General features: G+C 62.3%; 27 protein-coding genes. 16 read left to right on the top strand and 11 right to left on the bottom strand.

Annotation, left to right across the window (positions count from 1 at the left end; all coding sequences use genetic code 11):
* Window positions 1-5: 5 nt before the first annotated feature.
* Window positions 6-953: a cation diffusion facilitator family transporter gene (locus A3A9_RS0108780; RefSeq protein WP_051370820.1), complete on the top strand. Its 948-nt coding sequence runs from the start codon at window positions 6-8 to the stop codon at window positions 951-953.
* 289 nt (window positions 954-1,242) lie between these two features.
* Here A3A9_RS0108780 and A3A9_RS41115 read toward each other — a convergent pair whose 3' ends face one another.
* Together A3A9_RS41115 and A3A9_RS0108770 are read right to left on the bottom strand one after the other, a co-directional pair.
* Window positions 1,243-1,908: a DUF4272 domain-containing protein gene (locus A3A9_RS41115; protein WP_245278999.1), complete on the bottom strand. Its 666-nt coding sequence runs from the start codon at window positions 1,906-1,908 to the stop codon at window positions 1,243-1,245.
* A 19-nt stretch (window positions 1,909-1,927) separates the two neighbouring features.
* On the bottom strand, window positions 1,928-3,031 hold the full coding sequence (locus A3A9_RS0108770) for a hypothetical protein (protein ID WP_027058457.1): 1,104 nt from the start codon (window positions 3,029-3,031) through the stop codon (window positions 1,928-1,930).
* A gap of 97 nt (window positions 3,032-3,128) precedes the next feature.
* Here A3A9_RS0108770 and A3A9_RS0108765 point away from each other — a divergent pair, with 97 nt between their 5' ends.
* The 3 genes from A3A9_RS0108765 to A3A9_RS0108755 all read left to right on the top strand — a co-directional run bounded on the left by A3A9_RS0108765 (window position 3,129) and on the right by A3A9_RS0108755 (window position 4,778).
* Window positions 3,129-3,566, top strand: coding sequence for a DsrE family protein (locus tag A3A9_RS0108765; RefSeq protein ID WP_027058456.1), 438 nt, complete (start codon window positions 3,129-3,131; stop codon window positions 3,564-3,566).
* Between the two features lie 63 nt (window positions 3,567-3,629).
* Window positions 3,630-4,406 carry an SDR family NAD(P)-dependent oxidoreductase gene (locus A3A9_RS0108760; RefSeq protein ID WP_027058455.1) on the top strand — a complete coding sequence of 259 codons (777 nt, stop codon included), beginning with the start codon at window positions 3,630-3,632 and terminating at the stop codon, window positions 4,404-4,406.
* 63 nt (window positions 4,407-4,469) lie between these two features.
* Window positions 4,470-4,778: a putative quinol monooxygenase gene (locus A3A9_RS0108755; RefSeq protein WP_027030715.1), complete on the top strand. Its 309-nt coding sequence runs from the start codon at window positions 4,470-4,472 to the stop codon at window positions 4,776-4,778.
* A 117-nt stretch (window positions 4,779-4,895) separates the two neighbouring features.
* On the opposite strand, the gene A3A9_RS0108750 is transcribed toward A3A9_RS0108755, so the two are convergent.
* From A3A9_RS0108750 to A3A9_RS0108740, 3 genes are all read right to left on the bottom strand, one after another.
* A complete protein-coding gene (locus A3A9_RS0108750) occupies window positions 4,896-5,975 on the bottom strand; it encodes a siderophore-interacting protein (RefSeq protein ID WP_027058454.1) in 1,080 nt (359 codons plus the stop codon).
* A 176-nt stretch (window positions 5,976-6,151) separates the two neighbouring features.
* Window positions 6,152-6,481, bottom strand: coding sequence for a hypothetical protein (locus A3A9_RS0108745; protein WP_027058453.1), 330 nt, complete (start codon window positions 6,479-6,481; stop codon window positions 6,152-6,154).
* A gap of 95 nt (window positions 6,482-6,576) precedes the next feature.
* Window positions 6,577-7,464 (bottom strand): LysR family transcriptional regulator, encoded by an 888-nt coding sequence (locus A3A9_RS0108740; RefSeq protein WP_027058452.1) that lies wholly within the window; start codon window positions 7,462-7,464, stop codon window positions 6,577-6,579.
* 150 nt (window positions 7,465-7,614) lie between these two features.
* Between A3A9_RS0108740 and A3A9_RS0108735 the strand changes: the two genes are divergently transcribed.
* Entirely contained in the window at window positions 7,615-9,147 is a 1,533-nt protein-coding gene (locus tag A3A9_RS0108735) for an MFS transporter (RefSeq protein WP_027058451.1), read from the top strand.
* A 16-nt stretch (window positions 9,148-9,163) separates the two neighbouring features.
* On the opposite strand, the gene A3A9_RS0108730 is transcribed toward A3A9_RS0108735, so the two are convergent.
* From A3A9_RS0108730 to A3A9_RS0108720, 3 genes are read right to left on the bottom strand one after another with little or no spacing between them, the layout of a single operon-like run.
* Window positions 9,164-9,478, bottom strand: a complete 315-nt coding sequence (locus A3A9_RS0108730; RefSeq protein WP_027058450.1) for a nuclear transport factor 2 family protein — start codon at window positions 9,476-9,478, stop codon at window positions 9,164-9,166.
* Window positions 9,478-10,254 (bottom strand): esterase family protein, encoded by a 777-nt coding sequence (locus A3A9_RS0108725; RefSeq protein WP_027058449.1) that lies wholly within the window; start codon window positions 10,252-10,254, stop codon window positions 9,478-9,480. The genes A3A9_RS0108730 and A3A9_RS0108725 overlap by 1 nt, the downstream gene beginning before the upstream one ends.
* Before the next feature lie 3 nt (window positions 10,255-10,257).
* Window positions 10,258-11,424, bottom strand: a complete 1,167-nt coding sequence (locus A3A9_RS0108720) for an ATP-grasp domain-containing protein (RefSeq protein WP_027058448.1) — start codon at window positions 11,422-11,424, stop codon at window positions 10,258-10,260.
* Window positions 11,425-11,936: 512 nt separating this feature from the next.
* On the opposite strand from A3A9_RS0108720, the gene leuA reads away from it, so the two are divergent.
* From leuA to A3A9_RS0108695, 4 genes are all read left to right on the top strand, one after another.
* A complete protein-coding gene (gene leuA / locus A3A9_RS0108710; protein ID WP_027058447.1) occupies window positions 11,937-13,613 on the top strand; it encodes a 2-isopropylmalate synthase in 1,677 nt (558 codons plus the stop codon).
* A 390-nt stretch (window positions 13,614-14,003) separates the two neighbouring features.
* Window positions 14,004-15,779 carry a tetratricopeptide repeat protein gene (locus A3A9_RS0108705; RefSeq protein WP_027058446.1) on the top strand — a complete coding sequence of 592 codons (1,776 nt, stop codon included), beginning with the start codon at window positions 14,004-14,006 and terminating at the stop codon, window positions 15,777-15,779.
* Window positions 15,780-15,974: 195 nt separating this feature from the next.
* Complete coding sequence (locus tag A3A9_RS0108700; RefSeq protein ID WP_027058445.1) at window positions 15,975-16,775, top strand: alpha/beta fold hydrolase; 801 nt, start codon at window positions 15,975-15,977, stop codon at window positions 16,773-16,775.
* A gap of 94 nt (window positions 16,776-16,869) precedes the next feature.
* Window positions 16,870-17,484, top strand: a complete 615-nt coding sequence (locus A3A9_RS0108695; RefSeq protein ID WP_027058444.1) for a hypothetical protein — start codon at window positions 16,870-16,872, stop codon at window positions 17,482-17,484.
* On the opposite strand, the gene A3A9_RS0108690 is transcribed toward A3A9_RS0108695, so the two are convergent.
* Window positions 17,468-18,397: a metallophosphoesterase family protein gene (locus A3A9_RS0108690; protein WP_027058443.1), complete on the bottom strand. Its 930-nt coding sequence runs from the start codon at window positions 18,395-18,397 to the stop codon at window positions 17,468-17,470. The two genes, A3A9_RS0108695 and A3A9_RS0108690, sit on opposite strands and share 17 nt — an antisense overlap.
* A gap of 71 nt (window positions 18,398-18,468) precedes the next feature.
* Here A3A9_RS0108690 and A3A9_RS0108685 point away from each other — a divergent pair, with 71 nt between their 5' ends.
* Both A3A9_RS0108685 and A3A9_RS0108680 read left to right on the top strand, forming a co-directional pair.
* Window positions 18,469-18,966 carry an NUDIX domain-containing protein gene (locus A3A9_RS0108685; RefSeq protein WP_027058442.1) on the top strand — a complete coding sequence of 166 codons (498 nt, stop codon included), beginning with the start codon at window positions 18,469-18,471 and terminating at the stop codon, window positions 18,964-18,966.
* A gap of 80 nt (window positions 18,967-19,046) precedes the next feature.
* Entirely contained in the window at window positions 19,047-19,958 is a 912-nt protein-coding gene (locus A3A9_RS0108680; RefSeq protein WP_027058441.1) for an ABZJ_00895 family protein, read from the top strand.
* 39 nt (window positions 19,959-19,997) lie between these two features.
* Here the strand turns inward: A3A9_RS0108680 and A3A9_RS0108675 are convergent, their stop codons facing one another.
* Window positions 19,998-20,987, bottom strand: coding sequence for a glutathione S-transferase family protein (locus A3A9_RS0108675; RefSeq protein WP_027058440.1), 990 nt, complete (start codon window positions 20,985-20,987; stop codon window positions 19,998-20,000).
* A gap of 267 nt (window positions 20,988-21,254) precedes the next feature.
* Between A3A9_RS0108675 and A3A9_RS0108670 the strand changes: the two genes are divergently transcribed.
* The 5 genes from A3A9_RS0108670 (at window position 21,255) to A3A9_RS0108650 (ending at window position 24,930) form a co-directional block, all read left to right on the top strand.
* Window positions 21,255-21,779 (top strand): GNAT family N-acetyltransferase, encoded by a 525-nt coding sequence (locus A3A9_RS0108670; protein ID WP_027058439.1) that lies wholly within the window; start codon window positions 21,255-21,257, stop codon window positions 21,777-21,779.
* A gap of 122 nt (window positions 21,780-21,901) precedes the next feature.
* Window positions 21,902-22,663: a 3-hydroxyacyl-CoA dehydrogenase gene (locus A3A9_RS0108665; RefSeq protein WP_027058438.1), complete on the top strand. Its 762-nt coding sequence runs from the start codon at window positions 21,902-21,904 to the stop codon at window positions 22,661-22,663.
* A gap of 85 nt (window positions 22,664-22,748) precedes the next feature.
* Entirely contained in the window at window positions 22,749-23,531 is a 783-nt protein-coding gene (locus tag A3A9_RS0108660; RefSeq protein WP_027058437.1) for a HugZ family protein, read from the top strand.
* Window positions 23,532-23,685: 154 nt separating this feature from the next.
* Window positions 23,686-24,030, top strand: coding sequence for an ArsR/SmtB family transcription factor (locus tag A3A9_RS0108655; protein WP_027058436.1), 345 nt, complete (start codon window positions 23,686-23,688; stop codon window positions 24,028-24,030).
* Window positions 24,031-24,132: 102 nt separating this feature from the next.
* A complete protein-coding gene (locus A3A9_RS0108650; protein ID WP_027058435.1) occupies window positions 24,133-24,930 on the top strand; it encodes a TrmH family RNA methyltransferase in 798 nt (265 codons plus the stop codon).
* Here the strand turns inward: A3A9_RS0108650 and A3A9_RS0108645 are convergent.
* Window positions 24,927-25,694: IS481 family transposase (locus A3A9_RS0108645; RefSeq protein ID WP_027058434.1), on the bottom strand; the 768-nt coding region annotated here is incomplete at its 5' end. The two genes, A3A9_RS0108650 and A3A9_RS0108645, sit on opposite strands and share 4 nt — an antisense overlap.

Genomic DNA, 25,694 nt, shown 5'->3' with positions numbered 1-25,694 from the left:
CCGCGATGGCCGAAGCCGATAACACAATGGCGATCACGGCCAAGGCGGCCGCGAAGCGCAAGGTGGCCAACCTTGCCTTCTGGTCGATCATCATTGCCGCTGTCGTGCTCGGCCTGAAACTCGCCGCCTGGTATCTCACCGGATCCGTCGCGCTCTATTCGGACGCGCTGGAATCGATCGTCAACGTCATTGCCTCGGGCGCCGCCTTCTGGGCCATCCAGGTCAGCTACAAGCCGGCCGACCAGGATCACCCGTTCGGCCACCACAAGGCCGAGTATTTCTCGGCCGTGCTGGAGGGCGTGCTCATCGTGCTGGCGGCACTTTTGATCCTCAACGAGGTCTGGCGATCCTGGCAAACGCCGGCGCCCATCGAAAAACCCTGGAACGGCCTTGCCGTCAACGGTATCGCCACCGCCATCAATGCCTTCTGGGCGTGGACGCTGATCCGCGCCGGCAGGGCCGAGAAATCGCCTGCGCTGGTTGCCGACGGCAATCACATCATGACCGACGTGGTGACCTCGATCGGCGTCTTCGGCGGCCTGGTCGGGGCGATCCTGACCGGTTGGCAGATCCTCGATCCGGCGCTCGCCGTCATCGTCGCGCTCAACATCCTGTGGCAGGGCTGGCACGTCATCGGCTCGTCGATGAACGGGCTGATGGACCGCGCCGTCGACACCGCCGAGCACATGCGCATCCGCGACATCATCTCGGCCAACTGCAAGGGCGCGATGGAGGTGCATGACCTCAAGACCCGCATCGCCGGCCGCGCCACCTTCATCGAGTTCCATCTGGTCGTCGACGCCGACATGACGGTCGGCGCCAGCCATGTCATCTGCGATCGCATCGAGGACGCGCTGAGGGCCGAAATCCCCTCGGTGCGCGTCACCATCCATGTCGAGCCCGACGACGAGGCCAAGCTGCCGAAGGGGACGACGGCGGTGCCGTTTGCTTGAGGAAAAACTCAGGGCATCATCCTCGGGCGAGGATCTGCCGACCTCGCCGGATCGATCGCGCCATTACCGCCATGAGAGGTAACCCTTGAATGGCTCCATCTAGGCGTTGCTTCCTGAATAAAGTCTCCAAATCGGGCCGCGCCTGCTGATCAAATGCGCGCCAGCTCGGCCTCGGCAAAACCGTAGTCAGGTGAACCGTCTAAGTTCGTCAAATCCAAACTCGGCAAGCGAGGCCCGATCCAAGGTAGCACCCCGCTTGCGACCGGCTCATCATGTGTCAGTCGAGATGTCATCCCACTCCTGCCCCGAGCGCGTAATGACGTTCGACAACCACGTCTCGTTCCAATCCTGCCGGCGCGGCTTTCCCATTCACCCGCGCATCCACCACAGCCCAATCGTACCGATAGATCAGATCGGCAGCATCGAGAAGGTCGCTTTGCGGGCGCAAATTGGCCCGCTTGAGCAGTCCTCCCGTGTCGAGGTCACGCAACATCGAAACCATACGCGACACATCGCAAGGCTTATCTGGACGCCCAAGGTTTTTGAAGACTTGCAACGCCCACAACATTACGAAAGCCCCTTCATAGCGCCAGCTAAAATTTGCGCGATCTTGCTCGGTTGCAACGGGGTTGCCGACAAACGCTCGCTCTTTGGGCGTAAAAAACCCTTCTGCTCCAAACTGGCTGATCAAGTTGCTTACAAGACTTCGATCATTGGTCTCCCCTTTGACGGCCACGATCACCAGTGCGATGGCGCGTTTAACCACCTCGTCCGTCGTCCGTCGCCGACTTTCGGCTGCGGTTTCGATCGTCGGCAAATGGTCGATGAAGGGCACGCCCTCCTTCTTCAACTGTGCTGTTGAGGCCGCCTTGCGAGCCTCAGCCTCGCCTTCAGCGTTGGCGGAACCGATGAAGGCCAAGGAAGTCAGAAAACCAAGAAAGCTGCGACGCATCATACTCATTACCAAATAGCTGCTAAGGAGCGCAGGCCGATTGCGGCATGGGCTCCAGTCGATAGACCTTGTCGTCCGACTTCGTCTTGCCGTCGGCGGCCTTGGAGCACAGATCGACGATCGCCACGCTGCTGTTGGGATTGGCCAGCATCATCGTGCCGTTGGCGCCACGCTTGAGGAAGATTTCCTTCTGCGCGATGTCGCAGGAGAAATTGCTCATCTTCGCACTCGCGGCACAACGCCACTGGTCGGCCTCGCCCTGGCAGGAATAGGTCTGCGTGACCTTGCCGGACTTCAGCCGCGTGGTGACCGACACGGCAATGTCGGCGCCGTCGGGCCAATTGGCGGCGTCGCCGCCCGAAGCGAAGGACGCCAGTTCTACCGGCCCGCGAAAAACCCGGATCGACTGCGTCAGCTGGTTGGGGTGCGAACTCATATGCGCCGCATCGTAGTCGCGGCCATAGCAAAAGGCCTGGTCGGGCTTCAGGCGTTCGCGCAACGGTGCCCCAAGTGCCGGATCGATCGGATCGATGCGAGCGAATTCCGCCTGGCAGGTCGCGGCGGGCATCGGGTCGAGGCGGAAATTATCATCCTCCGAGCCGAGCGCCTGCCTGTCATATTCCGCCTTGCCGAGCTGCTCCTCCGAATCCGGATCGAGGTAGATATCGGGCGACAGGTCGGACAGCAGCACCCGGCCCTTGTCGTCGACTTTCAGCGACGCAAGCGTGCGGTCGCAGTCCATGCCGCAACGGATCGGCCCTGATGTGCCGTCCTCGGATTCGTGATTGCACCAACCGCTGGCCCATTGCGGCGCCTTGGCACCGCGCACCGTCGTGGTGACGAAGCCATTGTAGGACGTATCGGAATTTGAGGTCGGTTCCTCGTTCGGCCGGCTGACTGGGTCATGGCCATAGTAGAAGAAGATCCGCGCCACCTTTTGCTTCGGATGCGCCTTGAGATGGGCCGCGTCATAGACCCGGCCGAAACAGGCGGCGGCCCCGTTCGGGCTGAGCTCCTTGAGTTTGAGCGTATCGTCGGCAATGGCTGTGCCTGCCAGCAAACCGATTAGAACAACGCCAAATCCGGCGCCGGCAACTGTCTTCCATTCCCCTACCCTGAACGTCATGTGACCTCTCCTCCGCATCGACAGGACGTAACGTCAATTTATGCTAGTATTGCGGCCAGAGCCACGCAAATCGCAGTGAAATCCGAGGAGGGATGCCATGCGCCGGCGCGACATGTTCCGCGCGGTTCTTGCCGGAACCGGAACGTTTCTTGGCCTGCGGGCCGTGCAGGCAGCGGCCACGGAGCCTGCCAGGCTGAAGGTGGCCTATCACCTCAGCGATGTCGACAAGGTCAATTTCGTGCTCGGCAACATCAAGAACCACTATGAGGGCACCGGCGGCAATGTCGACATCGTGCTGGTCGTGCATGGGCCGGCCTTGGCCAGCTTCAAGTCGAAGGGCATATCGGCCGCGGTCTCCGGCCGCTTCGCCGGCCTGGTGCAGCAAGGGCTCGAGCCGCAGGCCTGCGGCAACACCATGCGGGGCATGGACATTTCGCTCACCGACCTGCTCGCCGGCTTCCATGCCGCCGACAAGGGCGGCGTCGTCAAGCTCGCCGAACTGCAAAGCCAGGGCTATGCCTATCTCCGGCCATAGTGCACAGTCTTGACCAAGGGGCCGGGAACGGACGGCCTCGTCGAAATCTCCGGAGAAACAACAGTGCCAGCCACCCTCACCATCCCCGATCTCGCCGGCAAGGCGGTTCTGGTCACCGGCGCCTCGACCGGCATCGGCGCGGCGCTTGCGCTGGCCTATGCCTCGCAAAAATGCAAGGTGGCAGTGCACTACAACTCCAGCCGCGACGCCGCGGAGAAATTGGCCAGGACCATTGCTGACAATGGCGGCGAGGCGTTCCTCGTCCAGGGTGATTTCTCGGTTGCCGCCGATGTCGAGCGTGTCGTCGAGGAGAGTGCCTCGACATTCGGCCGCCTCGATGGGCTGGTCAACAATGCCGGCGGCATGCTCGGCCGCGTGCCCTATGCCGAGCAGACCGAGGCGCATTACGACGCGGTGATGGACCTCAACGCGCGTTCGGTGCTGACCGCTTCGCGCAAGGCGATACCGTGGCTGAAGAAGCAGGGCGGCTTCATCGTCAACACCTCGTCGATCGCCGCGCGCAATGGCGCCGGTGGCGGCGCCGGCCTCTATGGCTCGGCCAAGGCCTTCGTCTCCAATGTCACGCGCGGCATGGCCAAGGAGCTGATCGGCTTCGGCATCCGCGTCAATGCGGTGGCGCCCGGCACGATTCTCACGCCCTTCCATGAGCGCTATTCGACCGCCGAACAGATCAAGGGGATGGTCGCCACCATTCCGCAGGGGCGCGCCGGCACGGCTGAAGACTGCGTCGGGGCCTATCTCTTCCTCTCGTCCGATCTCTTGAGCGGCTACATCACCGGCCAGGTGATCGAGGTGAATGGCGGCCAGTTGATGCCGTGACCGGGCAATTGCATACTGGCGACCCATATACTCTTGTCGGAGACTTCAAAGGGAGGCGAAGGAATGTATGGACTGATCGGCAAGATGCGGGCGGCGCGCGGCCAGCGCGACGCGGTCATGGACGTGCTGCGTGACAGCACCGGCGCCCTGCCGGGTTGCCTGAGCTACATCATCGCCACCGATCCGGCCGATGCCGATGCGATCTGGGTCACCGAAGTGTGGACAGACGCCGAAAGCCACAAGACGTCGCTGCAACTTCCCGAAGTCCAGGCGGCCATCGCCAAGGCGCGGCCCTTCATCGCCGGCTTCGAGTTCCAGGTGGAGACCCACCCCGTCGGCGGTTTCGGGTTGGCTAACGGCAAGACGGGCTGAGTCGGACGGACAGTTCGATGCCTACCCTGAGCGCAGTCCTGGTGATGTCACATCGAGGTAAACAGTCGTGACCGCAGGTTCGGCAAACCGCATCCCGGAGATGGCGCCGGGGGCGGACTACTCTTCGCCGCCCCCGTTCTCCCCCTGCGCGCCACGACGCCAATAGGCGGTGACCAGATGCCTGTCGCGTGGCAATCTCCATTCCTTGCGGACGATCTTGCGGATCTCGCGGAAGCCGGCGAACTCGCATCCGGCCCAGACAACGAAGCCATCCGCAAATGCGGCGCGGCTGCGCTCTCGCAGGGCGGTGGGCAGCAGGCCGGCGGTGCCGGCCTCGCGGCCGCGCCGGTAGAGCCAGGTGATGTCGATGTTCCCGCCTTGCGGCAGCGCGATCCGATCATCGGGACCATCGACCTCGATAAGCGCCTCGGCGCGGGTTGACGACGGCAGGTGCTCGAGGATCCTGCCAATGGCGGGCAGCGCGGTATCGTCGCCGACGAGAAGCAGGATCTGCGCCTCCGGCGCCTCGCCGCCACCGGGTCCGATCATGCCGATCACGTCTCCAACCTGGGCATTCTGCGCGAAGATTGCGGCAGGCGTGTCCTGGCCGGGATGCAGCACGAAATCGACATCGAGCCAGCCGCTCGCCGCATCGATCGCCCGGATCGTGTAGACCCGCACGGTGAGCGCGTCCTCGCCGGCGGGCCAGACCAGCAGGCCGTCAATGCCCATGGACGGCCAGACCGGCCGCCGGCCACGCGGCGGCAACAGCAGCCGCATGTGCAGGCCGCCATCGCCGAAACGGTCGAGATCGGTGCCGGCGAAGCGCAGGCGCTGCATGTGCGGTGAAATCCGCCTCGACGACACGACCGTGATCTCGCGAAAGAAGACCGGTGTGCCGGCGTCAGCGCCATCGCCTTGCCAGCGCAATCCGCTGCTAATGCCGAGATGCTGCGCGACATGGCCGGCAACCGTCATCTTCATGTAGGAAAGGCAGGTTTCATCTGTTGCCACGACGCGGATCAGCATGGCGTCGCCTTCGAGCGTGGCGCTCAACGACCCGTAATACAGCCGAAGCTCCCATCGATCGGCAGCGTCGGTTTCGATCTCGCATTCGCCGTGCTCGTCGCGCAGGCGCTCGATCGCCGACCTGATTGCTTCATCGCTGATGCGGGTCTGCGCGCTCAACTGGTCCATCGCTGAAATCCTTCGATAGCGGTTCAAACGAAGCCGCCGAAAGATCTGGCCCCCGTCGCCATCGTCGGGCATGCCACAGCACCGCTAGGGTTTCCACAGGAAACTTGACTGGAGTAATCATATTTCTTCTAAGATGCCGAACAGGCCTGTCCGCAATGTGCCTTTTGCCGGACCGCTCATCCGTCGGCTGGCGAATTACCGCCGTTGAAGCGGCCGAAGTGGCGCGCCGTAAACAATCCGATCAGGAGGGCACCGAGTCCCAACGCGACGACATCAGCCGTCGACCGCAGATCGAAACTGCCGACGCGGACCACCAGGAGATAGCCGATCGCCAGGTTTAGAAATCCCCACAGAACGTTCACGGTCGAAGAGGAATGGCCCTGGCCGCGCGGTGTGGCGAAAGGACTTTGAAAGGGCCGCCCCATAACACCGCTAACGAAATGCGGCACGGCATTCGTTAGAAAGGCGCCGCCGAACAGATAGGACATGAAGTCGATCCATTGCATTTTCAGTCACTCCCTTTCGACAGGAATTCGAGGCCGTCCTGCGTCGTGCCGCTTTCGCTTCCAATCTGGAAATCACAAGGCCGTGCCTCGCCGGCCTATCGTGGTGCCGCAAGGCGTTCGGGAAGGAAATCGACGAAGACGCGCACCTTCGGCGACAGATAGCGATTGGAGGGCCATAGCATCCGGAACTGGCCGCGGCCGCCGACATGATCGTCCAGCACCATGCGCAGTCTGCCGTCGTGCAGCGCCTCGCGGACCAGGAAATCGGACATGCAGGCTATACCGAGGCCGGCGATCGCGGCCCCCTTCAACGCTTCCATGTTGTTGCAAGTCAGCATCGAGCGGATCCGCGGTTCGGCGGCGCCGGTAATGAACGGCCACTCCAGCAGCCTGCCGCTGTTGAGAAAGCGGAAGTTTATGCCGAAATGCCTGACGAGATCCGCCGGCACGCCAGGAGTGCCATGGCGGTCGAGATAGGACGGTGCGGCGCACAAAAGCATGCGAAAGGGCGCAACCGGTCTCGATACCAGGCGTGAATCGGCCAGCTCGCCACTTCGAATTGCAACGTCGATGCCCTCTTCAATGACGTCGACGATGCGATCGTTGAAATCGATGTCGAGCTCGATCTCGGGATAGCGCTCCATGAACTCCGACAGCACCGGCAAAAGCAGATGGTAGGTGACGATCGGCGTCGAGACCCGCAGTCGCCCACGCGGTGTCTCCCGTGTCCGCGACAGCATCGCCTCGGCATCGTCGATATCATCGAGGATGCGGCGCACCCGCTCGTTGAACAGTCTGCCCTCCTCGGTCAGGCCGATGCGTCGTGTACTGCGCTGCAGAAGCCTCACGCCGAGTTCCTGCTCGAGCCTGGCGACGCTCTTGCCGACGGCGGAAGCGGAAATGCCGAGAGCCCGCCCGGCGGCGATGAAGCTGCCGAGCTCGGCGGTACGGGCGAAAGCCATGAGGCCGCTGAGACGATCCATCGCATTCTTACATTCGAGCGTTTCAGTCCGGTATATCAGGAGATATAATACCATTTTTCCTGAAAGGCCGTCGACCTATCTTGTCATTGCGACCGGCGCTGTGATCGCGCGGCATGCCGGCGAATGCGGCTTCTTCAGATAGGAAAGCCCATGACCTTGAAGACCACAACCGGCCCGGCCGAGAGATGGCTCGTGCTCTTGTCGGTATGCCTTGCCGCCATGACCATGCCCCTGACCTTCACCGGCCCGGCCGTCGCACTCTCCCGCGTCGCGATCGATCTCGGCGGCAGCCCGATCGCGCTCAACTGGGTGACCAACGCCTTCATGCTGACCTTCGGCGCCAGCCTGATGGCGGCCGGAGCGCTGGCCGACAATCATGGCCGCAAGCGCATCTTCCTGGCGGGCCTCGGCCTCTATGTGCTGGCGTCACTGGGTGCGATGCTGGCGTCAGACATCGTCTGGTTCGACATGTTCAGGGCCGCGCAAGGCATCGGCGCAGCCGCCGCCTTCGCCGGCGGCGCCTCGGCCCTTGCCCAGGAATTCGAAGGACCGCTGCGGCTGCGCGCCTTCTCCTTCCTCGGCACCAGTTTCGGCATCGGCCTTGCCTTTGGCCCGATCGCCTCGGGCTTGCTCATCTCTGCATTCGGCTGGCGGTCGATCTTTGTTCTGGTCGCAGCGCTCGCGCTTGCCGCGGCAAGCCTCGGCCTGCGCACCATCACCGAATCGCGCGACCCGGATGCGACCGGCCTCGACTGGGCGGGCGCCGGCACTTTCACGAGCGCACTGGCCTTGTTGACCTATGGTGTCTTGCAGGCGCCGCAAAGCGGTTGGACTGATCCCCTCGTCATCACGCTGCTCGCGGCGGCCGGCCTCTTCTTCACCGCCTTCGTTATCGTCGAGCGGCGCGTGCGCCGGCCGATGCTCGATCTCACGCTGTTTCGTTATCCGCGCTTCGTCGGCGTCCAGTTCCTGGCGGCGGCACCTGCCTATGGCTTCGTCGTCCTGCTCGTGCTTTTGCCGATCCGCTTCATCGGCATCGAAGGGATGAGCGAGATCAAGGCCGGGCAATTGATGATCTGCCTGTCGGGGCCGCTGCTGATCCTGCCCCTGCTTGCCGGCCAGCTGGCGCGCTGGATCGCTCCGGCCACGATCTGCGGCGCGGGCCTGCTCATCGCCGCCGCTGGCCTCGTCTGGCTCAGCCTGACACCACCGTTCGACATCGCGCTGGTCGCTCCGCTGGTGCTGATCGGTATCGGCATCGCTTTGCCCTGGGGATTGATGGACGGGCTGGCCGTCAGTGTCGTACCAAGGGAGCGCGCCGGCATGGCGGTCGGTATCTTCAACACCACGCGTGTCGCTTGCGAGGGTGTGGCGGTGGCCATCGTCATGGCGACCTTGTCGGGCTTCACCGCCACGCAGCTCGCCAGTCAAGGAGCGTCTCCCAGGGATGCGGCCGCAGCGGCGCAGCTGCTGGTGACCGGCAATGTCGCTGAAACGGCACAACATCTGCCGACGGCCAGCGCCATGGTTCTGGTCCAGGCCTACGAAACGGCATTCGACAGGCTGCTGATCGTGCTGGCGGCAATCACCATCGTCACCGCCCTTGTCGTCTTCCTCGGCCTGCGTCGCGGATCGGCGGCGGAACACGAGGCTGTTTCTTCGCCGGTGTGCCAGGAGGGATAGTTTGCTCAGGTTTCTATCAGCCGATCACAAGGCTCGCTATGCGGTCGCCATCCAGCGTAAAGGTCATGTCGCCCTCGCCGTTGAAGCCCTTGCCTTTGACGGCGATGCGGACGCGATACGTGCCTTCCGCCGGCGTGATGCTGACGATGCCGAGATGGGACTTCACGCCAATATTGTCCGACTGGTTCCAGCGCGCGATCTGCTCGGGGCCCTGAAAAGACCGTCCCCAGTCGCTCAGGAACGCGTCGGTGGTAAAGGTGCCGAGAAAAGCTTCCGTGTCCCCTGCATTGGTGGCCTCGACGAAACGGCGGATCGGTTCGGGCGTGGTCATCAATCGAGCCTGTGCATCAGATCTTCATCCAGCCAGCGGCCGAAGAAATAGACCAGTTGCTTGTGCCACCATGGCCAGTCATGGCTGACGTCGCCGCCCCAATAATCGACCCAGGCGGGAATCGACTTGTCGCGCAGGATCTGTTCCAGCTTGCGCGTCTCGACCAGCATGCGTTCTTCCCAGGCGCCCTGCCCGCAGCAGAAGATCAGCCTCAGCGTCTTCAGCCGGGCCAGCAGCTTGGGGTCGACGATGCCCGGCAGATAATCGAGCGGCGAGTTGAAGAAGATGTCGCCGTCGAGCGCCTTGCCGAAGAAATCGCGGGCCGCATAGACGCCCGACAGCGAGATGACGCCGCTGGCGAGTTCGGGAAAACGGAAGACGAAGTTCGAGGAATGGTAGCCGCCCATCGAACAGCCTGAAAAGAGCGGCTTCAGCCTGCGCCCGCCATTGGCGGCCGATGCGGTGGACAGGATTTCCGGCAGTGCCTCCTCGCGCACATAGCGGAAATAGGCCTCGTGGCGGGCGATGCGATGCGCGGCATCGACATGCTTGTTGAAGAAGGATTCCGAATCGATGCCGTCGACCGTGAACAGCTGGATGCGGCCGGTGTCGATGAACTCGCCAAGCGAGGCCACGCCGCCGGAATCCTCGAACTGGTAGAACCGTCCCTGCGAGGTCGGGAACACCAGCACCGGCCGGCCGGCGTGGCCGTAGCGCTTGTATTCCATGTCGCGGCCGAGAGTGCGGGCGAAGGCCTTGTGATAGGAGATGTCCATGGCTCATGCCTTTTCCGCATGGATATAGGCGACGGCCTCGCGCAGATCAGCCTGATCCTTCGAGCGCATCTGGTAGGCGTAATTTCCCATGGCGCGGCTGAAAACCTCTTCGATTGGCTGATGATGGACGATCTTGTCGCGGTGCGCCGCTAGCACGTCCTCATGGCTGTGCAAATAGTGGAGGCGCCGCTTGCGACTGGCATAGGCGGTGAAATACTTGCCCTCATAGGGTCCCCCGGCGGCGTCCTTGACCACCATGTCGGCCCAGGCCGCATAAACATCGATGTCGAATGTGTAGTTGATCGCATCGGTCATCCAGGCGCCGGGCGGCCGCATGTTGACCTCCAGCGCGATGACGCGGTCGTCCCTGGTTTCGAACAGCTCGATGTGGAAGAAGCGCTCGCGCACGTCGAACGCCTTCAGGATCTTGCGGCCGGCCTCCTCGATTGCCGGCCTGACCCGCGGAAAGCAGGTGTAGCTCATGTGGCGGTCGTTGTTGACCACCTCCATGATGCTCTGGTCGTAGCGATGGCTGGCCGCCAGAACCACCTCGCCGTCGCGATTGACCAGCCCGTCATAGGTCACCACCAGCCCCTCGATGAACTGCTCCATGACGAAGGTCACGCCCTCGGGCTTGTCCCGGAAGAACTGGTCGAGCTCCTTGGCGTTGGAGATCTTGAAGGTGTTGGAGGCGCCGGAGCCCGAATCCGGCTTCACCACCACGGGGTAGCCGACCCGGCGGATGAAGGTCATGGCGCCTGCGCGGTCGGAGCATTTACGCTGCGCGATGGTCTCGACGCCGCTCTTGCGGAAGAAGGCGCGCATGCGGCTCTTGCGCTTCAGATTCTTCACGAAATCGAGCTTGGTGCCGTAGATGTTGAAGTCGGTGCGGATATTGGCTTCCAGCTCCAGCCAGTGCTCGTTGAGCGATTCGAAGCGGTCGATGCGGCCCCATTTGTGGATGAAATGCCCTATCGCCCGGAACACCTGGTCGTAGTTCTCCATGTCGGCGATGCGATAATATTCCGACAGTGCCGTCTTCAGTCTGCCGTCCAGCCCATCGTAGGGCGCGTCGCCAATGCCGAGCACGGTGGCTCCAGCTTTTTTAAGCCGGTCGCAAAAATCGGCGCCGTTGGCTGGAAAATGCGGCGAGAAGAACACGAAATTCATGGACAATCCCCTCTCGGTGACAGGGCACCGCAGCCCCGCCGGCAGCCAAGTCTGGCGCATTTGCGGCGCCTGGGGAAGAGCACCTGCATTAGGGATAATGTTCAACAGATTCAGCCCCCCGCTTGCCTCCAACAGGCCGCTCCTGTATGAGGACCGGCATGAACACGCGCGCCACCACCGCTTCCCGTCAGACCGGCTTTGCCGGCGAGACCGTGCGCGCGCTTGCCTCGACCCTGCTTCTTCTCGGCCTTATCGGCGATCGCCGGGTTCGCTGAAGGAGCGCCCGGCGGTCGAACCGCCGCGCAAGCGCACGCTCCTTGCCAAGTCACATCAAGCGAACGAAATTCTGGTAAAGGCGTCGCTCGCCATCAATCCGCTGAGGTGGATCCGTGAGCCGCCGGGAGAACAAGACGATGAACGCACGAGAAGAGATCCGTCCTGATGCCGCGGTAACCGGCAAGGATGCGGCGAAGGGCAGGCCTGGGGCAGCCCATGGCATGCAGAACCGAGGCATGCCGGACGCCGCCCGTAAGTATCAACCCTATCCAACCGTTGGCCTCACCGACCGCACCTGGCCCTCGAAAGTGATCGACAAGGCGCCGATCTGGTGCTCGGTCGACCTGCGCGACGGCAACCAGGCGCTGATCGACCCGATGGGCCATGAGCGCAAGGCGCGCATGTTCGGCCTGTTGCTCGACATGGGCTTCAAGGAGATCGAGATCGGTTTCCCCTCGGCCTCGCAGACCGACTTCGACTTCGCCCGCTGGTGCATCGAGCAGGGCAATGTGCCCGCCGACGTGTCGCTGCAGGTGCTGGTGCAGTGCCGGCCCGAACTCATCACCCGCACCTTCGAGGCACTGAAGGGCGCCACCAATCCGATTGTGCATTTCTACAATTCGACCAGTGAGTTGCAGCGCCGCGTCGTCTTCGAAAAGGACGTCGGCGGCATCAAGCGCATCGCCACCGACGCGGCCAAGATGATCACCGACATGGCGGCCAAGGCCGGCGGCGGCTATCGCTTCGAATATTCGCCGGAGAGCTTTACCGGCACGGAACTCGAAGTGGCGCTGGAGATCTGCAACGCCGTCACCGAGATCGTCAGGCCGACTTCAGACAACAAGCTGATCATCAACCTGCCGTCGACGGTCGAGATGTCGACGCCCAACATCTATGCCGATCGCATCGAGTGGATGTGCCGCAATCTCGACAACCGCGAGAACCTGATCATCTCGCTGCATCCGCATAATGACCGCGGCACCGGCATCGCCACCACCGAACTCGGCCTGATGGCGGGTGCCGACCGCGTCGAAGGCACTCTGTTCGGCAATGGCGAGCGCACCGGCAATGTCGATATCGTCACGCTGGCGCTCAACATGTACACGCAAGGCGTCGACCCAGGCATCGACTGCTCCGATATCAACCGGATGAAGGACGTCTACGAATATTCGAACCAGCTGAAAATCTCCGAGCGTCATCCCTATGTCGGCGAACTGGTCTACACCGCCTTTTCCGGTTCGCATCAGGACGCCATCAACAAGGGCATGAAGGCCCTGAAGAAGGCCAACACCCCGGTGTGGGAAGTGCCTTATCTGCCAATCGATCCGGCTGATGTCGGCCGCAGCTACGAGGCGATCATCCGCATCAACTCGCAGTCGGGCAAGGGCGGCATCGCCTATGTGCTGCAGGCTGACTACGGCCTCAACCTGCCGCGCAATCTGCAGATCGAGTTCAGCCAGATGATCCAGGCGATCACCGACGCCGAGGGCAAGGAAGTGCCGGCCAAGCGCATCCATGATCGCTTCCTCGAGGCCTATGTCGACCAGCCGGGCGCGCGCCTGAAATTCCTCGACCACCACACCTATCCCGACACCGAGGTCAAGGGCCGGCGCGTGGTCGAGGCGGTCATCCTCGACAACGGCAAGGAAGTGACCATTACCGGCACCGGCACCGGGCCGATCGACGGCTTCGTCGATGCGCTGTCGCGCCATGTCGGCATCGAGATGTCGGTGCTCGACTATTCCGAGCATTCCATGCAGCGCGGCTCGAATGCCTCGGCCATTTCCTATGTCGAAATGGAATATCCCGGTGGCAAACTGTTCGGCGCCGGCATCAACACCAACATTGTCGCCGCCTCTCTTGAAGCGGTGACTTCGGCCGCCAACCGCATCGTTGGCGGCAAGGCGCGCTGAGCAATTCCAGGAAAAGTGTGAGACGGTTTTCCCAGGAAAAGCGCGTGGCGCTTTCCCTTGGGAATTGCGTCAAAACAAAGAGTTGGAGCAGTTCGCCGTTTCCGTGAAATGGTGAAATGCTCCAGCGTCTGCCGGCCATCGGCGCGAGAGGTTCGACCGGCTCTCGCGCCACGATTTTTTCGAGCCAGAACAAGGCGTTGGCCTCAACGGGCTGGTGATGTTGACAGCGCGCCTCGGCGCGCCGTTTCATAGCCGACTTCGGCCGGGCCATTAACCACCGGAGAATTATCCAGTTAGGTACGTGATCGCATAATGGCTGTACACTTGTGTGGCGGTGCGGTCCCTATATGATTGCACCTCAACCTGTGCCGACTTCGAGAGGATCGACACTTGCAGCATGCGACGCCTGCCGCCCCCGCAGTGCGCGAGACACTGGAACGACTGCTTGCCAGCCAAACGTTCGGAAGATCCGAGCGCGCGCGCAAGCTGATCCGTTATCTTGTCGAACGCGAGCAGGCTGGCGAAGCCGATAGGCTCAAGGGCTTTTCCATCGCCATGGATGTCTTTGGCAAGGACGGCGATTTTGATCCGTCGACCGATGCCGTGGTACGGGTGCAGGCAGGAAGGCTGCGCGAATTGCTGCAGCAGTATTTCGCCAATGAAGGCGTCGCCGAGCCCGTCCGCATCGCCATTCCACGCGGCGGCTACGTGCCTGCCTATGAGCTCAACGCGATCCGTTTGCCGGAAGCGGTGAAACCCGCCGAACAGACGGAAGCGGCAGCAGCACCATCCGAGCACTTCGGTGCCGCCGACGATACCATTGCGCCCGTTGCCTTGCTGGCGCCGCCGGTAGCGCCGCTCCCCTCGGTGGCGCGCCATCTCAGGTTTTTCTGGATGGCGATCGCCGTGGTCATCGCCATGCTCGGCATTCTGATCTTGCGTCAGGGCAGCGGTGCGCTGCTGGCGGGAGACGACTTGTCCGCTACACTCGCGACCGCCAGCCAAGCCAGCGCCGTTGTACCGTCGGCGATCGCTGAATCCCTGCCGCTCGTTTACATCGACGTCAAGGCCGACGGTGCCGATGCCAGCCGTGTCGCCGCGTCGCTGCGTGCCGGCCTGAGCGGCTTCGATACGATCGACTTCATCGGTCGCGATACCATCAACAGGCACGATCCCGCCACCGAGGCCACCAGCTTCATCTTCGACATTCTGCCCGGCCCGAACGCCGGCGACATTACGATCGAGCTGCAAAGCGTGGCGTCTGGACGGGTGCTTCTTTCACGCAATCTCACGCCGGCCGACAGCGCCCCTGCTGTTATCGAGGACCGCGTTGCCGACATGCTGAGCTCGGCACTTCCAGCCTCGGGCACGATCTACAACTATATCGAGCAGACTGGCACGCCAAACGGCCTGACCGAATGCCTGCTGCTCAACGACAAATATTATCTCGACCAGAATGCCAGAACCCATGAGGCCGCTTATCGCTGCCTCGAGACGTTGGCCAATTCCGGGGCAAAATCGTCGCTCGTCTATTCGGAACTTGCGTCCCTGCAGGTCGAGGCGGTCTCCGATCACTACGCCTATCCGCTCAATGCGACGATCGAAAAGGCCGTCGAGTTTGCCCATCGCGGCGTGCAGATGGGGCCGACCAGCCCTTATGCCCACCGCGCCTATGGCTACGTCAGTTCGCGCCTTGGCAATACGGACGAAGCGATCCGCTGGATGCGCAAGGCCTATGAACTCAATCCCTATGATCTCGGCATGGCCGCCGCCTACGGCTACGGGCTGATCTTCGCTGGTCGCTACGCGGAGGGAACGCCGATCCTTACCCACGCGGCCGAGACGTTCAGCGGCCACTCGACATGGTGGGATTACGGCCTGTTCGTTGGTGATTTCATGCTGGGTGACATGAACAAGGCCATCGCAGCCAGCATGGCATTGAGAACCACGGCAACTAAATCGCATTATCTGGCGGCGCGTCTGATCGGCGCCAAGGCTGCCGGACAGGACCATCTGGTGACCACGCTGCTGGAAGAGCTGAACACCAAATTCCCCAAATTTGCCGCCGATCCGCGCGCGACCTTCGTCGAGCGGAAATATCCGGCCGACCTGACCGAGCGGCTGGTCCAGGCCTTGCGCGCCGCGGGGCTCGGCAACCCGAGCTGACGCCAGCAACATCCACGGCTCGGCGCGCCGAGCCATTGTATGGAACCATCGAATACCGGTTAGCCGGCAAGTTTTGTCATCAACCGTACAAATCGCGAAAACTTTACTGGCCTTGGCACTGGGCGAGGAGCAATTCAGCCGCATTTGCAGTGCGTCCCGCAGTTTTCCCAGTCCAGCAACAAGCCCCCAGCCTTCATGATTTCATCGCTCTATGCCGCCGAACAAGGTGCTGGTTCGAAGACCATCGTTCTGCTGCATGGTTTCGGCGGCTGCCACGATGTCTGGCGCGAGGTGATCTCCTTGCTGCCATCGTCTACGCGCACGCTTGCCTATGACCTGCCGGGCCACGGACTGTCGTTCGGTTTCCCGGACGCCGGTCCTGCCAAGGTGGCCGCCAGGGCGGTTCTCGCCGACCTGTCGGCGCGAAAGCTGAAGCGCGTTCATCTTGTCGGCCATTCAATGGGTGGCGCCGTGGCGATGCTGATGGCGCTGGCCGAGCCGCAAAAAGTAGCGTCTCTGACCCTTCTGGCCCCAGGAGGCCTTGGCCCCGAGATCAATGGTCCGCTGCTGCGCCGCTTCGCCAGCGCCCGGGATCCGTCCGAGATCAGAGACTGCCTTGCCGCCATGTCCAGCCCTCACAACCCGCCTCCGGAACGTATCGTGGATGTGCTTTGCGAGATGCGTGGGCGGCCCGGCCAGGCGCAGAAACTCAACGAAATCGCGGCCGCCATGACCGCTGATGATCGGCAAGGCGTTATCCCGCGTGACCGTCTCGACGGGCTGAACATGCCTGTCATGGTGGTGTGGGGTGCCGACGATATCGTGTTGCCCTCCACCCAGGCCGATGACCTGCCGGCGCATTTTCATGTGCATCATGTGCTGGAGGCCGGCCATATGCTTGCCGAGGAAGTGCCCGATCTGGTGGCCGATATCGTTCGCCGCAACATGAACCGCCGTGCCAGGCCGCGTCGTCCGAATTTGGCAGCGACTGGCTGACTTTTCGCGTGTCTCCGGACACATCGATCTCGCAGTGCATTTTGCCGGCGGCTGTGTTAACCCCGTGTTAACCAACCCCGCGAGGCAGACGCCGATGAAGGACGCAGGCGAGAGGATCGACCAGTCGAAAAAGCTGTCCGATGCCATCCGTGATGTGAAGAACGCCTTCGCCGACCGCGACGATGTCGTCGTCGACATGCGCGAGGCGCATCGCATGCGTCTCGATCTGCTGGCCGCCGAACTCGCGCCGGTCTTCGCCGATGTTCCCACCGACATGGACAATTTCGACTTCGTCGTTTCCTCAGGGCTGCAGCCGCGCCTGTGGATAGATGCTGTCAGCCATGTCGCGATGGGGCGCGACCGCCGCACCTACCGTTTCCTCAAAGACACCCGCATCGGCCGGGTGGTGCTCGCCGAATCGACCGAGACGAAGCCCGTTGTCGATCAGGTCACGCGCTATGTCGCCGAGCGCGTCGTCGAGCGCCAGCGGATGATGGAAGGCGGGGTCGAGCCGGCTGTCGCCGGCATGAAACGCGCCGGTGTGCTGGAAGCAGAGCCGCCACTGCGGCTGGCGACGCGCAGCAAGGGCTGGTCGGCCTTCCTGTCCGGCCTTGGCCTGATCGCCGCCGGCGCCCTGGTCGGCCTGGCGGTGTCGGTCGTCCTCTTCTGGGACCGCATCGTGGCCATGGCTCTCAGCTTGAGGCCATAGAAGCGCCGGCCTCCGCACCAAGCTCCAGCGTCTGAAAATCCGACGGCGGTGTTGCCGGCCCGGTCAGCCCGCGCCGTGTCAGGCGAATGCGCCAATTGCCCTTTTCGCCATCGATATCGAACAGATTGTACTGCGCTGCCGGATGCTTGCCGCCCGGCGCCTGGCCGGCGGCCGCGACACCGACCACCGGAACCTTGGCGCCACGAGCCCCGATCTGGAACAGTGACGGCAGATGCGAATGACCGTGCAGGACGAGCTCCGCACCGTGCTGGCGGATAATTTTGTGGAAGCGGGAGATGCCGAACAGCCGCTTGTGCTGCGAGACGGCACCGCGCACCGGCGGATGGTGGATCATGATCGCGCGAAACAGACCTTGTCCGGCGGTGTCGCGCAGGATTTTGCCGAGCCGCTCCGCCTGGCCCTCCATGAAGAAGCCATTGGCCATGAAAGGTGCGGTAGCCCGCGCCGTCGAGACGCCGATCAGCGCAACATTGCCGCGCACGCGCAGATAGGGAAATGCGTTGCGGTCGACCGGTGTGTTGACACCGTCACCGCTCATCCAGGCTGCCCATGAGCGGCAGACCTTGTCGAAGGCGCCGGGCACATAGGCGTCGTGATTGCCCGGGACGACCGAGACATCGTGTGGCGAGCCCAGCGTCTCCAGCCAGTGCCTGGCCATCTCGATCTCACCGTCGAGCGCCAGATTGACCAGGTCGCCGGTGACGGCGAGATGGTCGGTGCTTTGCGCCTTGATGTCGGCGGTGATGGCGTCGATGACGGCATCATGCATGTGGCGGCGGCGGTTGCGCTGCCAGTTGACGTAGCCGAGCACGCGCTTGGAGGCGAGATCGCGATAGGCTACATCGGGAAGCGGCCCCAGATGGACATCGGAAATATGCGCGAGCCTGAACATGTTTCTTTCATAGGCGACACGCGCCCTCCTTTCCACAAGAGCTTGGCTTTCCACCCACGGTTTCGCTAGCAATGACGGACGATGCAGAAGCCGCTTTCCGCCAGACCGGCTGGCCGGGACTGCGAGCCAGGTTGTTTCACCTCTATTTCCTGCTGCGGCGGCCAATGACGCTTGGCGTGCGCGGCTTGATCCACGACACCGCATCCAACTCGATCTTCCTCATTCGTCACACCTATGTTCCCGGCTGGCAGCTTCCCGGTGGCGGCGTCGAGGTGGGCGAGACGATGGCCGACGCATTGGCGCGCGAGCTTGTCGAGGAATGCAACATCGCCCTGACCGGCCCGCCAGTGCTGAAGTCGATGCATTTCAACCGCCGTTCCAGCCGGCGCGACCATGTCGGCTTCTACCTGATAGAGCACTTCAGCCAGACGACGTCGAAGCTGCCCGATCACGAGATCGCCGAAGCCGGCTTCTTCCCGCTCGATCGTTTGCCAGAGGGAACGACGCCGGCAACGCTGCGGCGGATCGCCGAGATTTTTGATGGCAAGCCGACATCTGCTTATTGGTAGACCGTGTTGCAAATAATTGCTGTTGTAAGACTCGGAATACAGCATTTATAGGGTCTAAGATCGCACGGGAGGGGCGGACGATGGAATCAGGATCGGATGACAAACCGAATATCTGGCGATATTTTGCTTTATTCCTAGGTGCGCTCGCGTTATCGGCGATCGTAGTGATCGTTATTCTAGCGATATTTTTCGCTATTCTTCCATCAATTCCAAAGCACTACGCAAGAGGAAATACTTTTTTCATGCAGTTCCTCGCTGCGCTTATCACGTATTTGATTTTCATCAGGCAGAAGTCCCGGATTTTTAATCGGAAAGAGTTCTGGACAATGGTGGGATCTTCTGCCCTGACGCTGACAATTTTGAGAATGGGCTTTGCTCTGTTCGCGGGATCGGCGATTGACATGCCTCTTAGGGCATGGGCTCTGGCGCTTGTGATAAGCGGTATTATTTCAGTTGGGGGAGCCTTGCTTGGCTACTCAAATTGGATCGGCGCTGCTATCCTGAAAGCACAACTTGCTCGGCAAGCCGCACCAAATGGAGCGTCTGTTTTGGAAAACTTTCAGAATGCCCCTCTAGGTCGCCTTCTCTTTATTTTCTTGGCCTTTGCGATTGGGTTAAGCCTCCTTTTCGGGTTTGTGATTTACTTTTTTCCAAGTCTGCAAGGCCATGGCTCAATAGCTATGCCGTTCATTGTGCTATATGTGTCCGCCCGAACAACATGCGAGTTCTTCAAGCTACGCTTTGGACGTCTGCCAACGAAATCCGAATACTGGCGGCTCATGATATTTTCCGCCGTGATCGGAGCTGCACTCCAGGCAATCGGACTTCTGGCCGCCTCGGCAAGTGGGGATTTGCCTGATCTTCCAGCTTTTGGTTGGGTAGTGGTTGCCTTCGTTACGGGTTTGATAGTGCTTGGCGCTGTTGCGCTGGGTTATTCAAATCGGAAAATGCCCAAGTCCGCACAAAAAAGCACGGACAGCACGACACAATAGCCGAACGCCACCGCGAGGCTTCAGGGACGAAAGTGGTTCTCACGCCGCCTTCCTGAACCGAGCCCGGTCATGCCGCGCACCATAGTCTAGCTCCGGCCCCACCGGCACGATCCGTGTCGGATTGATCGTTTCGTGGCTGGCGTAATAGTGCGCCTTGATGTGAAGCAGGTTCACGGTCTCGGCGACACCGGCCACCTGATAGAGGTCGCGCAGATAGTTCGACAGGTTCGGATAGTCGGCGATGCGGCGCAGATTGCATTTGAAATGGCCGACATAGACCGGGTCGAAGCGCACCAGCGTGGTGAACAGCCGCCAGTCGGCCTCGGTGAGGCGGTCGCCGGCGAGATAGCGTTGCGTCGATAGCCGTTCTTCCAGCGTGTCGAGGGCCGAGAACAATTCGCCGAAGGCTTCCTCATAGGCGGCCTGCGTGGTGGCGAAGCCGGCGCGGTAGACGCCGTTGTTGACGGCGGGATAGACCAGCGCGTTGATCGCATCGATCTCGCCGCGCAAGGCTCGCGGATAGAAATCAAGGCTGGCGTCGCCCCATTCGTCGAAGGCTGAATTGAGCATCCGGATGATTTCGGAGGACTCGTTGGAGACGATGGTCTGTTCCTTTTTGTCCCAGAGCACCGGCACCGTCACCCGGCCCGAATAGGCGGGATCGGCCCTGGTGTAGATCTGGTGCAGGAAGTCGAGGCCGTAGAGCGTGTCGCCGGTGGCGCCGTCCTCGGCGAGAAACGTCCAGCCATTGGCGCCCATGAAATGGTGCACCACCGACACCGAAATAATGCCGTCCAGCTTCTTCAGCGCACGAAAGATCAGCGTCCGGTGCGCCCAGGGACAGGCAAGCGAGACATAGAGATGATAGCGGCCGGGTTCCGCCTTGAAGCCGCGGCCGCGGCCCTCGGCGGGTGTTCCGTCGCGCGTGATCCAGTCGCGCCACTGCGACTGCGCCCGCACGAATTTGCCGCCGCTGTCCTTGGTGTCGTACCAGCGGTCCTGCCATTTGCCGTCGACCAGCAATCCCATGCAATGTCCTTTCGCGTTTCCACCTCATGTAGAGCGCGATGCGGCAAGGCGGAAATCCCCGAGGGCTGAACAGATCGTCAATCGGAAGGGCCAGCGAACGGGCCGATTGCAGCAGTTGAAAATTGATGCTAGCGGACACTCCGCATGTTCGACTTTGCTTTGATCCGGTTTGACCGACGACGAAAGGGCGCCCGCGCTTGATGAAGCGCTGACTGGCGAATGCTGCCGTTTGCAGCGACCTATCCTCTGTACCGGAACGCAAAGACAATGAGCCTTGCCGACGTGAAATACCTGCCGGAAACCCCGGCGCACGACATCCAGATCGAAACCATCAACGACGAAGCCTTCGGGCCCGGCCGCTTCGTGCTGGCCGCCTACAAGATCCGCGAAGCTGGCGGCCACGAGCGCGCGCTGTCCTTCGTCGCTGTCGACGGCGACCTCGTCGTCGCCTCGGTGCGCATGACGCGCATCGCCGCCGGCGCCGGTCGCGCGCTGATGCTCGGGCCACTTGCCGTGCGGCCGGCTTTCAAGAATCTCGGCATCGGCCGCCGGCTGGTGGCGATCGCCCTGGAGGCAGCCGCCAAGGCCGGCGCGCCAGCCGTCATACTGGTTGGCGACGAGCCCTATTACGGGCCGCTCGGCTTCAAGCGCATCCCGCGCGGCCAGATTTCAATGCCGCGCCCGGTCGATCTCGATCGCCTTTTGTCGCACGAGATCATTTCAGGCGCGGTTGCCAGGCTCACGGGCGAGGTCTGTCATGCCAGCCAGGTCAAGATTGCCGAGCATATCTAGGCAATGGCTTGACCTTGCCCGGCGATATGGGCCTGATCCGTCCCTGCTCTCTTGGAGCAATTCCAAGAAAGGTGTTCAGCGCTTTCGTGAAATTATGAATTGCTCCGGGAAAGGATGACGCCATGAATCCGAACGGCCAGATCGCGATCGTGACCGGCGGTGGCTCCGGCCTTGGCGAGGCAACGGCGCGTGCGCTTGCCGCCAAGGGTGCGCGCGTCGCCATCTTCGATGTCGGCATCGACCGCGCCGCCAAGGTCGCGGCCGAGATCGGCGGCATTGCCGTCCAATGCGACGTCAGCAGCGCCGATAGTGGCGCCGCCGCCGTCGCCGAGGTGGCGAGCAAGCTGGGCGAACCGCGCATCCTGGTCAATTGCGCCGGCATCGCCATCGGCGTCAAGACGATCGGCAAGGATGGGCCGCATCCGCTCGACCAGTACCGCAAGGTGATCGAGGTCAACCTGATCGGCACCTTCAACATGATCCGCCTCGTCGCCGACCGCGCCGCCAGGCTCGAGCCGCTGCAGGGCGGCGAGCGCGGCGTCATCGTCAACACCGCTTCGGTCGCCGCCTATGACGGCCAGATCGGCCAGGCCGCCTATTCCGCCTCCAAGGGCGGCGTGGTCGGCATGACGCTGCCGGTGGCGCGCGACCTTGCCCGTTCCGGCATTCGGGTCTGCACCATCGCCCCCGGCATCTTCAAGACACCGATGATGGCCGGCATGCCGCAGGAGGTGCAGGATTCGCTGGGCGCCGCCGTGCCCTTCCCGTCCCGCCTTGGCGAGCCATCCGAATATGCCGCCCTTGCCCTGCACATCGTCGAGAACCAGATGTTGAATGGCGAGACCATCCGCCTCGACGGCGCCATCCGCATGGCGCCGAAATAGCACGAAATGGCACTGGCAATTGTCGCAAGGACCGAATCCGGCCTGTGATATCGCTAAGCGAAAACAAATTGTGGCGAGCGTTTTGATGCAGCAAAATCAAAACAAGGACGTGATCCGCGAGACCGACGCCCAAGCGATCCAGCTGGCGAAAACGCTGCTGCGCAGTGCACGCTTCGGCGCTCTGGCGGTGCTGGAGCCGCGGACCGGGTCGCCGCTGGTAAGCCGGGTCGGCGTGGCAACAGACATCGACGGCGCATCGCTGATCCTGGTGTCGATGCTCTCGGCGCACACGCCGGCCTTGCTTGCCGATCCTCGCTGCTCCCTGCTGCTTGGCGAGCCCGGCAAGGGCGACCCGCTGGCGCATCCGCGCCTGACGCTGATCTGCCAGGCATCGCGGCTCGAGCGCGGATCGGACGCGCATGTTCGCGCCGAACGCCGCTATCTCAACCGCAATCCCAAGGCGGGCCTCTATGCCGGACTGGGCGACTTCTCGATCTTCCGCCTTGAGCCGCAACGCGCCAGCCTCAATGGTGGCTTCGGCAAGGCCTATCAGCTCGATCGCTCCGATCTCGTCACCGGCGGACCGATCATCGAAGAGCTTGCGGCGAGCGAACAATCCGCCGTCGACCATATGAACGCCGACCATCTCGATGCGATCGCCGTTTATGCACATCATTTTGCCGGGGCGCCCAGTGACGGCTGGACCATCGCCGGCCTGGACCCAGACGGCATGGATCTGGTGTCGGGGGACAATGTTTGCCGGGTATTCTTCCCGCAACCCCTGGCATCGGCACGCGAATTGCGGCCCGTTCTGGTCGACATGGCTAGGAGCGGCCGGGCTGCTGGGCAGGCAGAAAGCGAGACTTAATTGTATTTGATCAAAAGCAACGCTTGAGATTTGAATGAAATGTTCTAGGCTTTAGGTGTGGCGCTGACTCGTCGGTCGCCTTTCGCAGTGAATTTATGGATTCAGACGCCATTGCCCCCATGGTGTCTCGATGAGCAAACAGCATGGGGCATTCATGGTCTCGACAAAGCTAATCGCCAACGCCGATTCGGCGGCCGAATTTCTGATGCTGATGGGCAACGAAAAACGGCTGCTGATCATGAGCTATCTGATCGACGGCGAAATGTCGGTCGGCGCCATCGCCGAAAAGGTGATGCTCAGCCAATCCGCCCTCTCGCAGCACCTGGCCAAGCTGCGGGCGCTCGACCTCGTGGAAACTCGCCGCGACCGTCAGATGATCTACTACTCCTGCAAATCCGATGCAGTGCGCGAACTGCTTGCCACGCTGGAGGGTATTTTCGGCGGCGGCAGGGACGACCTGTCCCATATGGCACAGAGGTTGCGCCGCGCCGGGACTTGACCGGACGCTCGTGCGGCCGCTTACCTCGCTGACGATTTCCGGAGCGTGGCTTGTGTGTCTTCCCTATACACGAACCGCGCTCTCGATCTTTGAGCGGTGGATATGGACCCAATTCGCATTGACGACCCTCGGGATTTTCGCGTCGCCGCCTATCTCGATATCCGCGAACGCGATCTCGCGGGCCGGCAAGGCCGCTTCGTCGCCGAAGGCAAGGTGGTGCTCGACCTGCTTTTGTCGTCCGGCCGCTTCGGCGCCGAATCCGTTCTGGTCCTGGAAAACCGGCTGGACGGCCTGAAGGATGTACTGCGCAAGGCGCCCGCGGAGCTGCCGGTCTACGTCGTCGCTAGCGCGGTCATGGATGCGATCGCCGGCTTTCACATGCATCGCGGCATCCTGGCCATCGGCCGCAAGGAAACACCGCAGCCGGCCGGGTTATTGCTGGATGCCTTGCCCGACCAGGCCCTGATCGTGGTGCTCGTCGGCATCGCCAACCACGACAATATGGGCTCGATCTTCCGCAACGCCGCTGCCTTCGGCGCCGATGCTGTGCTGATGGACGCAACATGCTGCGATCCGCTCTACCGCAAGGCGATCCGCGTTTCGGTCGGCGCGGCGCTGAAAGTGCCGTTCGCGTCCTTCCCCGACACATCGGGCTTTGCGGCGACGCTCGCCGAGCGCGGCTTTGAGCAGTTCGCGCTATCGCCGCGTGGACAGACCGAGATACGCGATGCAAAGCCGGCCAGGCGCCTGGCGCTCTATCTCGGCACCGAGGGCGAAGGTCTGCCCGAAAACCTGCTCGCGCGCCTGCAAACCGTGCGCATCACCATGTCGAAAGGTTTTGACAGCCTGAACGTCGCGGCCGCGTCAGCGATCGCGCTGCATCATTTCTCGCACCGCTAGATGTGGAGCCTCAACAGGTTGTCCTCGGTTAGAGCGAGGCGACTGATAGGTGTCTTGGACTTTAGGCTGCCGTGGGGGCGATGCCAATTGTAGCGATGTAGCCAGACCGGCAACTCTGCGGCGCGGTGATCTGAAGTCGGATAGGCGATGGCATAGGCCCATTCGCGCAGTGCTGTCTGGATGAAGCGCTCGGCCTTGCCATTGGTCTTGGGCGTATAGGGCCTTGTCCTGACATGCTTGAGGCCGAGACCGCGGCAGGCCTTGGCGAAGGCCTTCGATCTGTAGCAGGAGCCATTGTCGCTCATGACGCGGGCTATGGTGACGCCGAGGCTGGCGTAGTAGGCCACCGCCGCCTTGAGGAAGGCGATGGCGCTTTCCTTTTTCTCGTCTGGCAGGATCTGCGAGAAAGCGATGCGGGAGGCGGCGTCGATGCAGACATGAACGAACTCCCAGCCGACGCCACGGCTGTTGGATTGTCCTTTTCGGTCCCCGGTAATGCGATGACCGATGCGCTCGAAACGGCCGAGCTTCTTGATGTCGATATGGATCATCTCGCCNGGATGCTCGCGCTCGTAGCGTCGGACCGGTTCGGCTGGCTCGATATCGCTCAACCGCGACAGTCCGGCACGCTTGAGAGCCCGGCTGACGGTGGCGGGCGAGACGCCGGTTTCCATGGCAATATGCTTGCCGGTCCAACGTTGCCGCCGCAAGGCCACGATGCGCTCGGCGATCGACGCAGCGGTGGCCTGTGGCATATGAGAGGG

This window comes from Mesorhizobium loti CJ3sym, from assembly GCF_000472785.1.
Taxonomy (GTDB): Bacteria; Pseudomonadota; Alphaproteobacteria; order Rhizobiales; family Rhizobiaceae; genus Mesorhizobium; species Mesorhizobium loti_E.
This window is presented reverse-complemented; position numbering and strand designations above follow the sequence as displayed.

Bases quoted from the DNA above. Each gene is read 5' to 3' on its own strand.
- A3A9_RS0108725 (WP_027058449.1), bottom strand. From the start codon at position 10,254: ATGGACATCTCCTATCACAAGGCCTTCGCCCGCACTCTCGGCCGCGAC.
- A3A9_RS0108740 (WP_027058452.1), bottom strand. From the start codon at position 7,464: ATGGATCGTCTCAGCGGCCTCATGGCTTTCGCCCGTACCGCCGAGCTC.
- A3A9_RS0108730 (WP_027058450.1), bottom strand. From the start codon at position 9,478: ATGACCACGCCCGAACCGATCCGCCGTTTCGTCGAGGCCACCAATGCA.
- A3A9_RS0108690 (WP_027058443.1), bottom strand. From the start codon at position 18,397: ATGTTCAGGCTCGCGCATATTTCCGATGTCCATCTGGGGCCGCTTCCC.
- A3A9_RS0108675 (WP_027058440.1), bottom strand. From the start codon at position 20,987: ATGGGATTGCTGGTCGACGGCAAATGGCAGGACCGCTGGTACGACACC.
- A3A9_RS0108660 (WP_027058437.1), top strand. From the start codon at position 22,749: ATGCAGCAAAATCAAAACAAGGACGTGATCCGCGAGACCGACGCCCAA.
- A3A9_RS0108700 (WP_027058445.1), top strand. From the start codon at position 15,975: ATGATTTCATCGCTCTATGCCGCCGAACAAGGTGCTGGTTCGAAGACC.
- A3A9_RS0108735 (WP_027058451.1), top strand. From the start codon at position 7,615: ATGACCTTGAAGACCACAACCGGCCCGGCCGAGAGATGGCTCGTGCTC.
- A3A9_RS41115 (WP_245278999.1), bottom strand. From the start codon at position 1,908: ATGATGCGTCGCAGCTTTCTTGGTTTTCTGACTTCCTTGGCCTTCATC.
- A3A9_RS0108665 (WP_027058438.1), top strand. From the start codon at position 21,902: ATGAATCCGAACGGCCAGATCGCGATCGTGACCGGCGGTGGCTCCGGC.
- A3A9_RS0108750 (WP_027058454.1), bottom strand. From the start codon at position 5,975: ATGGACCAGTTGAGCGCGCAGACCCGCATCAGCGATGAAGCAATCAGG.
- leuA (WP_027058447.1), top strand. From the start codon at position 11,937: ATGCCGGACGCCGCCCGTAAGTATCAACCCTATCCAACCGTTGGCCTC.
- A3A9_RS0108745 (WP_027058453.1), bottom strand. From the start codon at position 6,481: ATGCAATGGATCGACTTCATGTCCTATCTGTTCGGCGGCGCCTTTCTA.
- A3A9_RS0108685 (WP_027058442.1), top strand. From the start codon at position 18,469: ATGACGGACGATGCAGAAGCCGCTTTCCGCCAGACCGGCTGGCCGGGA.
- A3A9_RS0108770 (WP_027058457.1), bottom strand. From the start codon at position 3,031: ATGACGTTCAGGGTAGGGGAATGGAAGACAGTTGCCGGCGCCGGATTT.
- A3A9_RS0108755 (WP_027030715.1), top strand. From the start codon at position 4,470: ATGTATGGACTGATCGGCAAGATGCGGGCGGCGCGCGGCCAGCGCGAC.
- A3A9_RS0108695 (WP_027058444.1), top strand. From the start codon at position 16,870: ATGAAGGACGCAGGCGAGAGGATCGACCAGTCGAAAAAGCTGTCCGAT.
- A3A9_RS0108720 (WP_027058448.1), bottom strand. From the start codon at position 11,424: ATGAATTTCGTGTTCTTCTCGCCGCATTTTCCAGCCAACGGCGCCGAT.
- A3A9_RS0108680 (WP_027058441.1), top strand. From the start codon at position 19,047: ATGGAATCAGGATCGGATGACAAACCGAATATCTGGCGATATTTTGCT.
- A3A9_RS0108670 (WP_027058439.1), top strand. From the start codon at position 21,255: ATGAGCCTTGCCGACGTGAAATACCTGCCGGAAACCCCGGCGCACGAC.
- A3A9_RS0108650 (WP_027058435.1), top strand. From the start codon at position 24,133: ATGGACCCAATTCGCATTGACGACCCTCGGGATTTTCGCGTCGCCGCC.
- A3A9_RS0108765 (WP_027058456.1), top strand. From the start codon at position 3,129: ATGCGCCGGCGCGACATGTTCCGCGCGGTTCTTGCCGGAACCGGAACG.
- A3A9_RS0108780 (WP_051370820.1), top strand. From the start codon at position 6: ATGGCCGAAGCCGATAACACAATGGCGATCACGGCCAAGGCGGCCGCG.
- A3A9_RS0108655 (WP_027058436.1), top strand. From the start codon at position 23,686: ATGGTCTCGACAAAGCTAATCGCCAACGCCGATTCGGCGGCCGAATTT.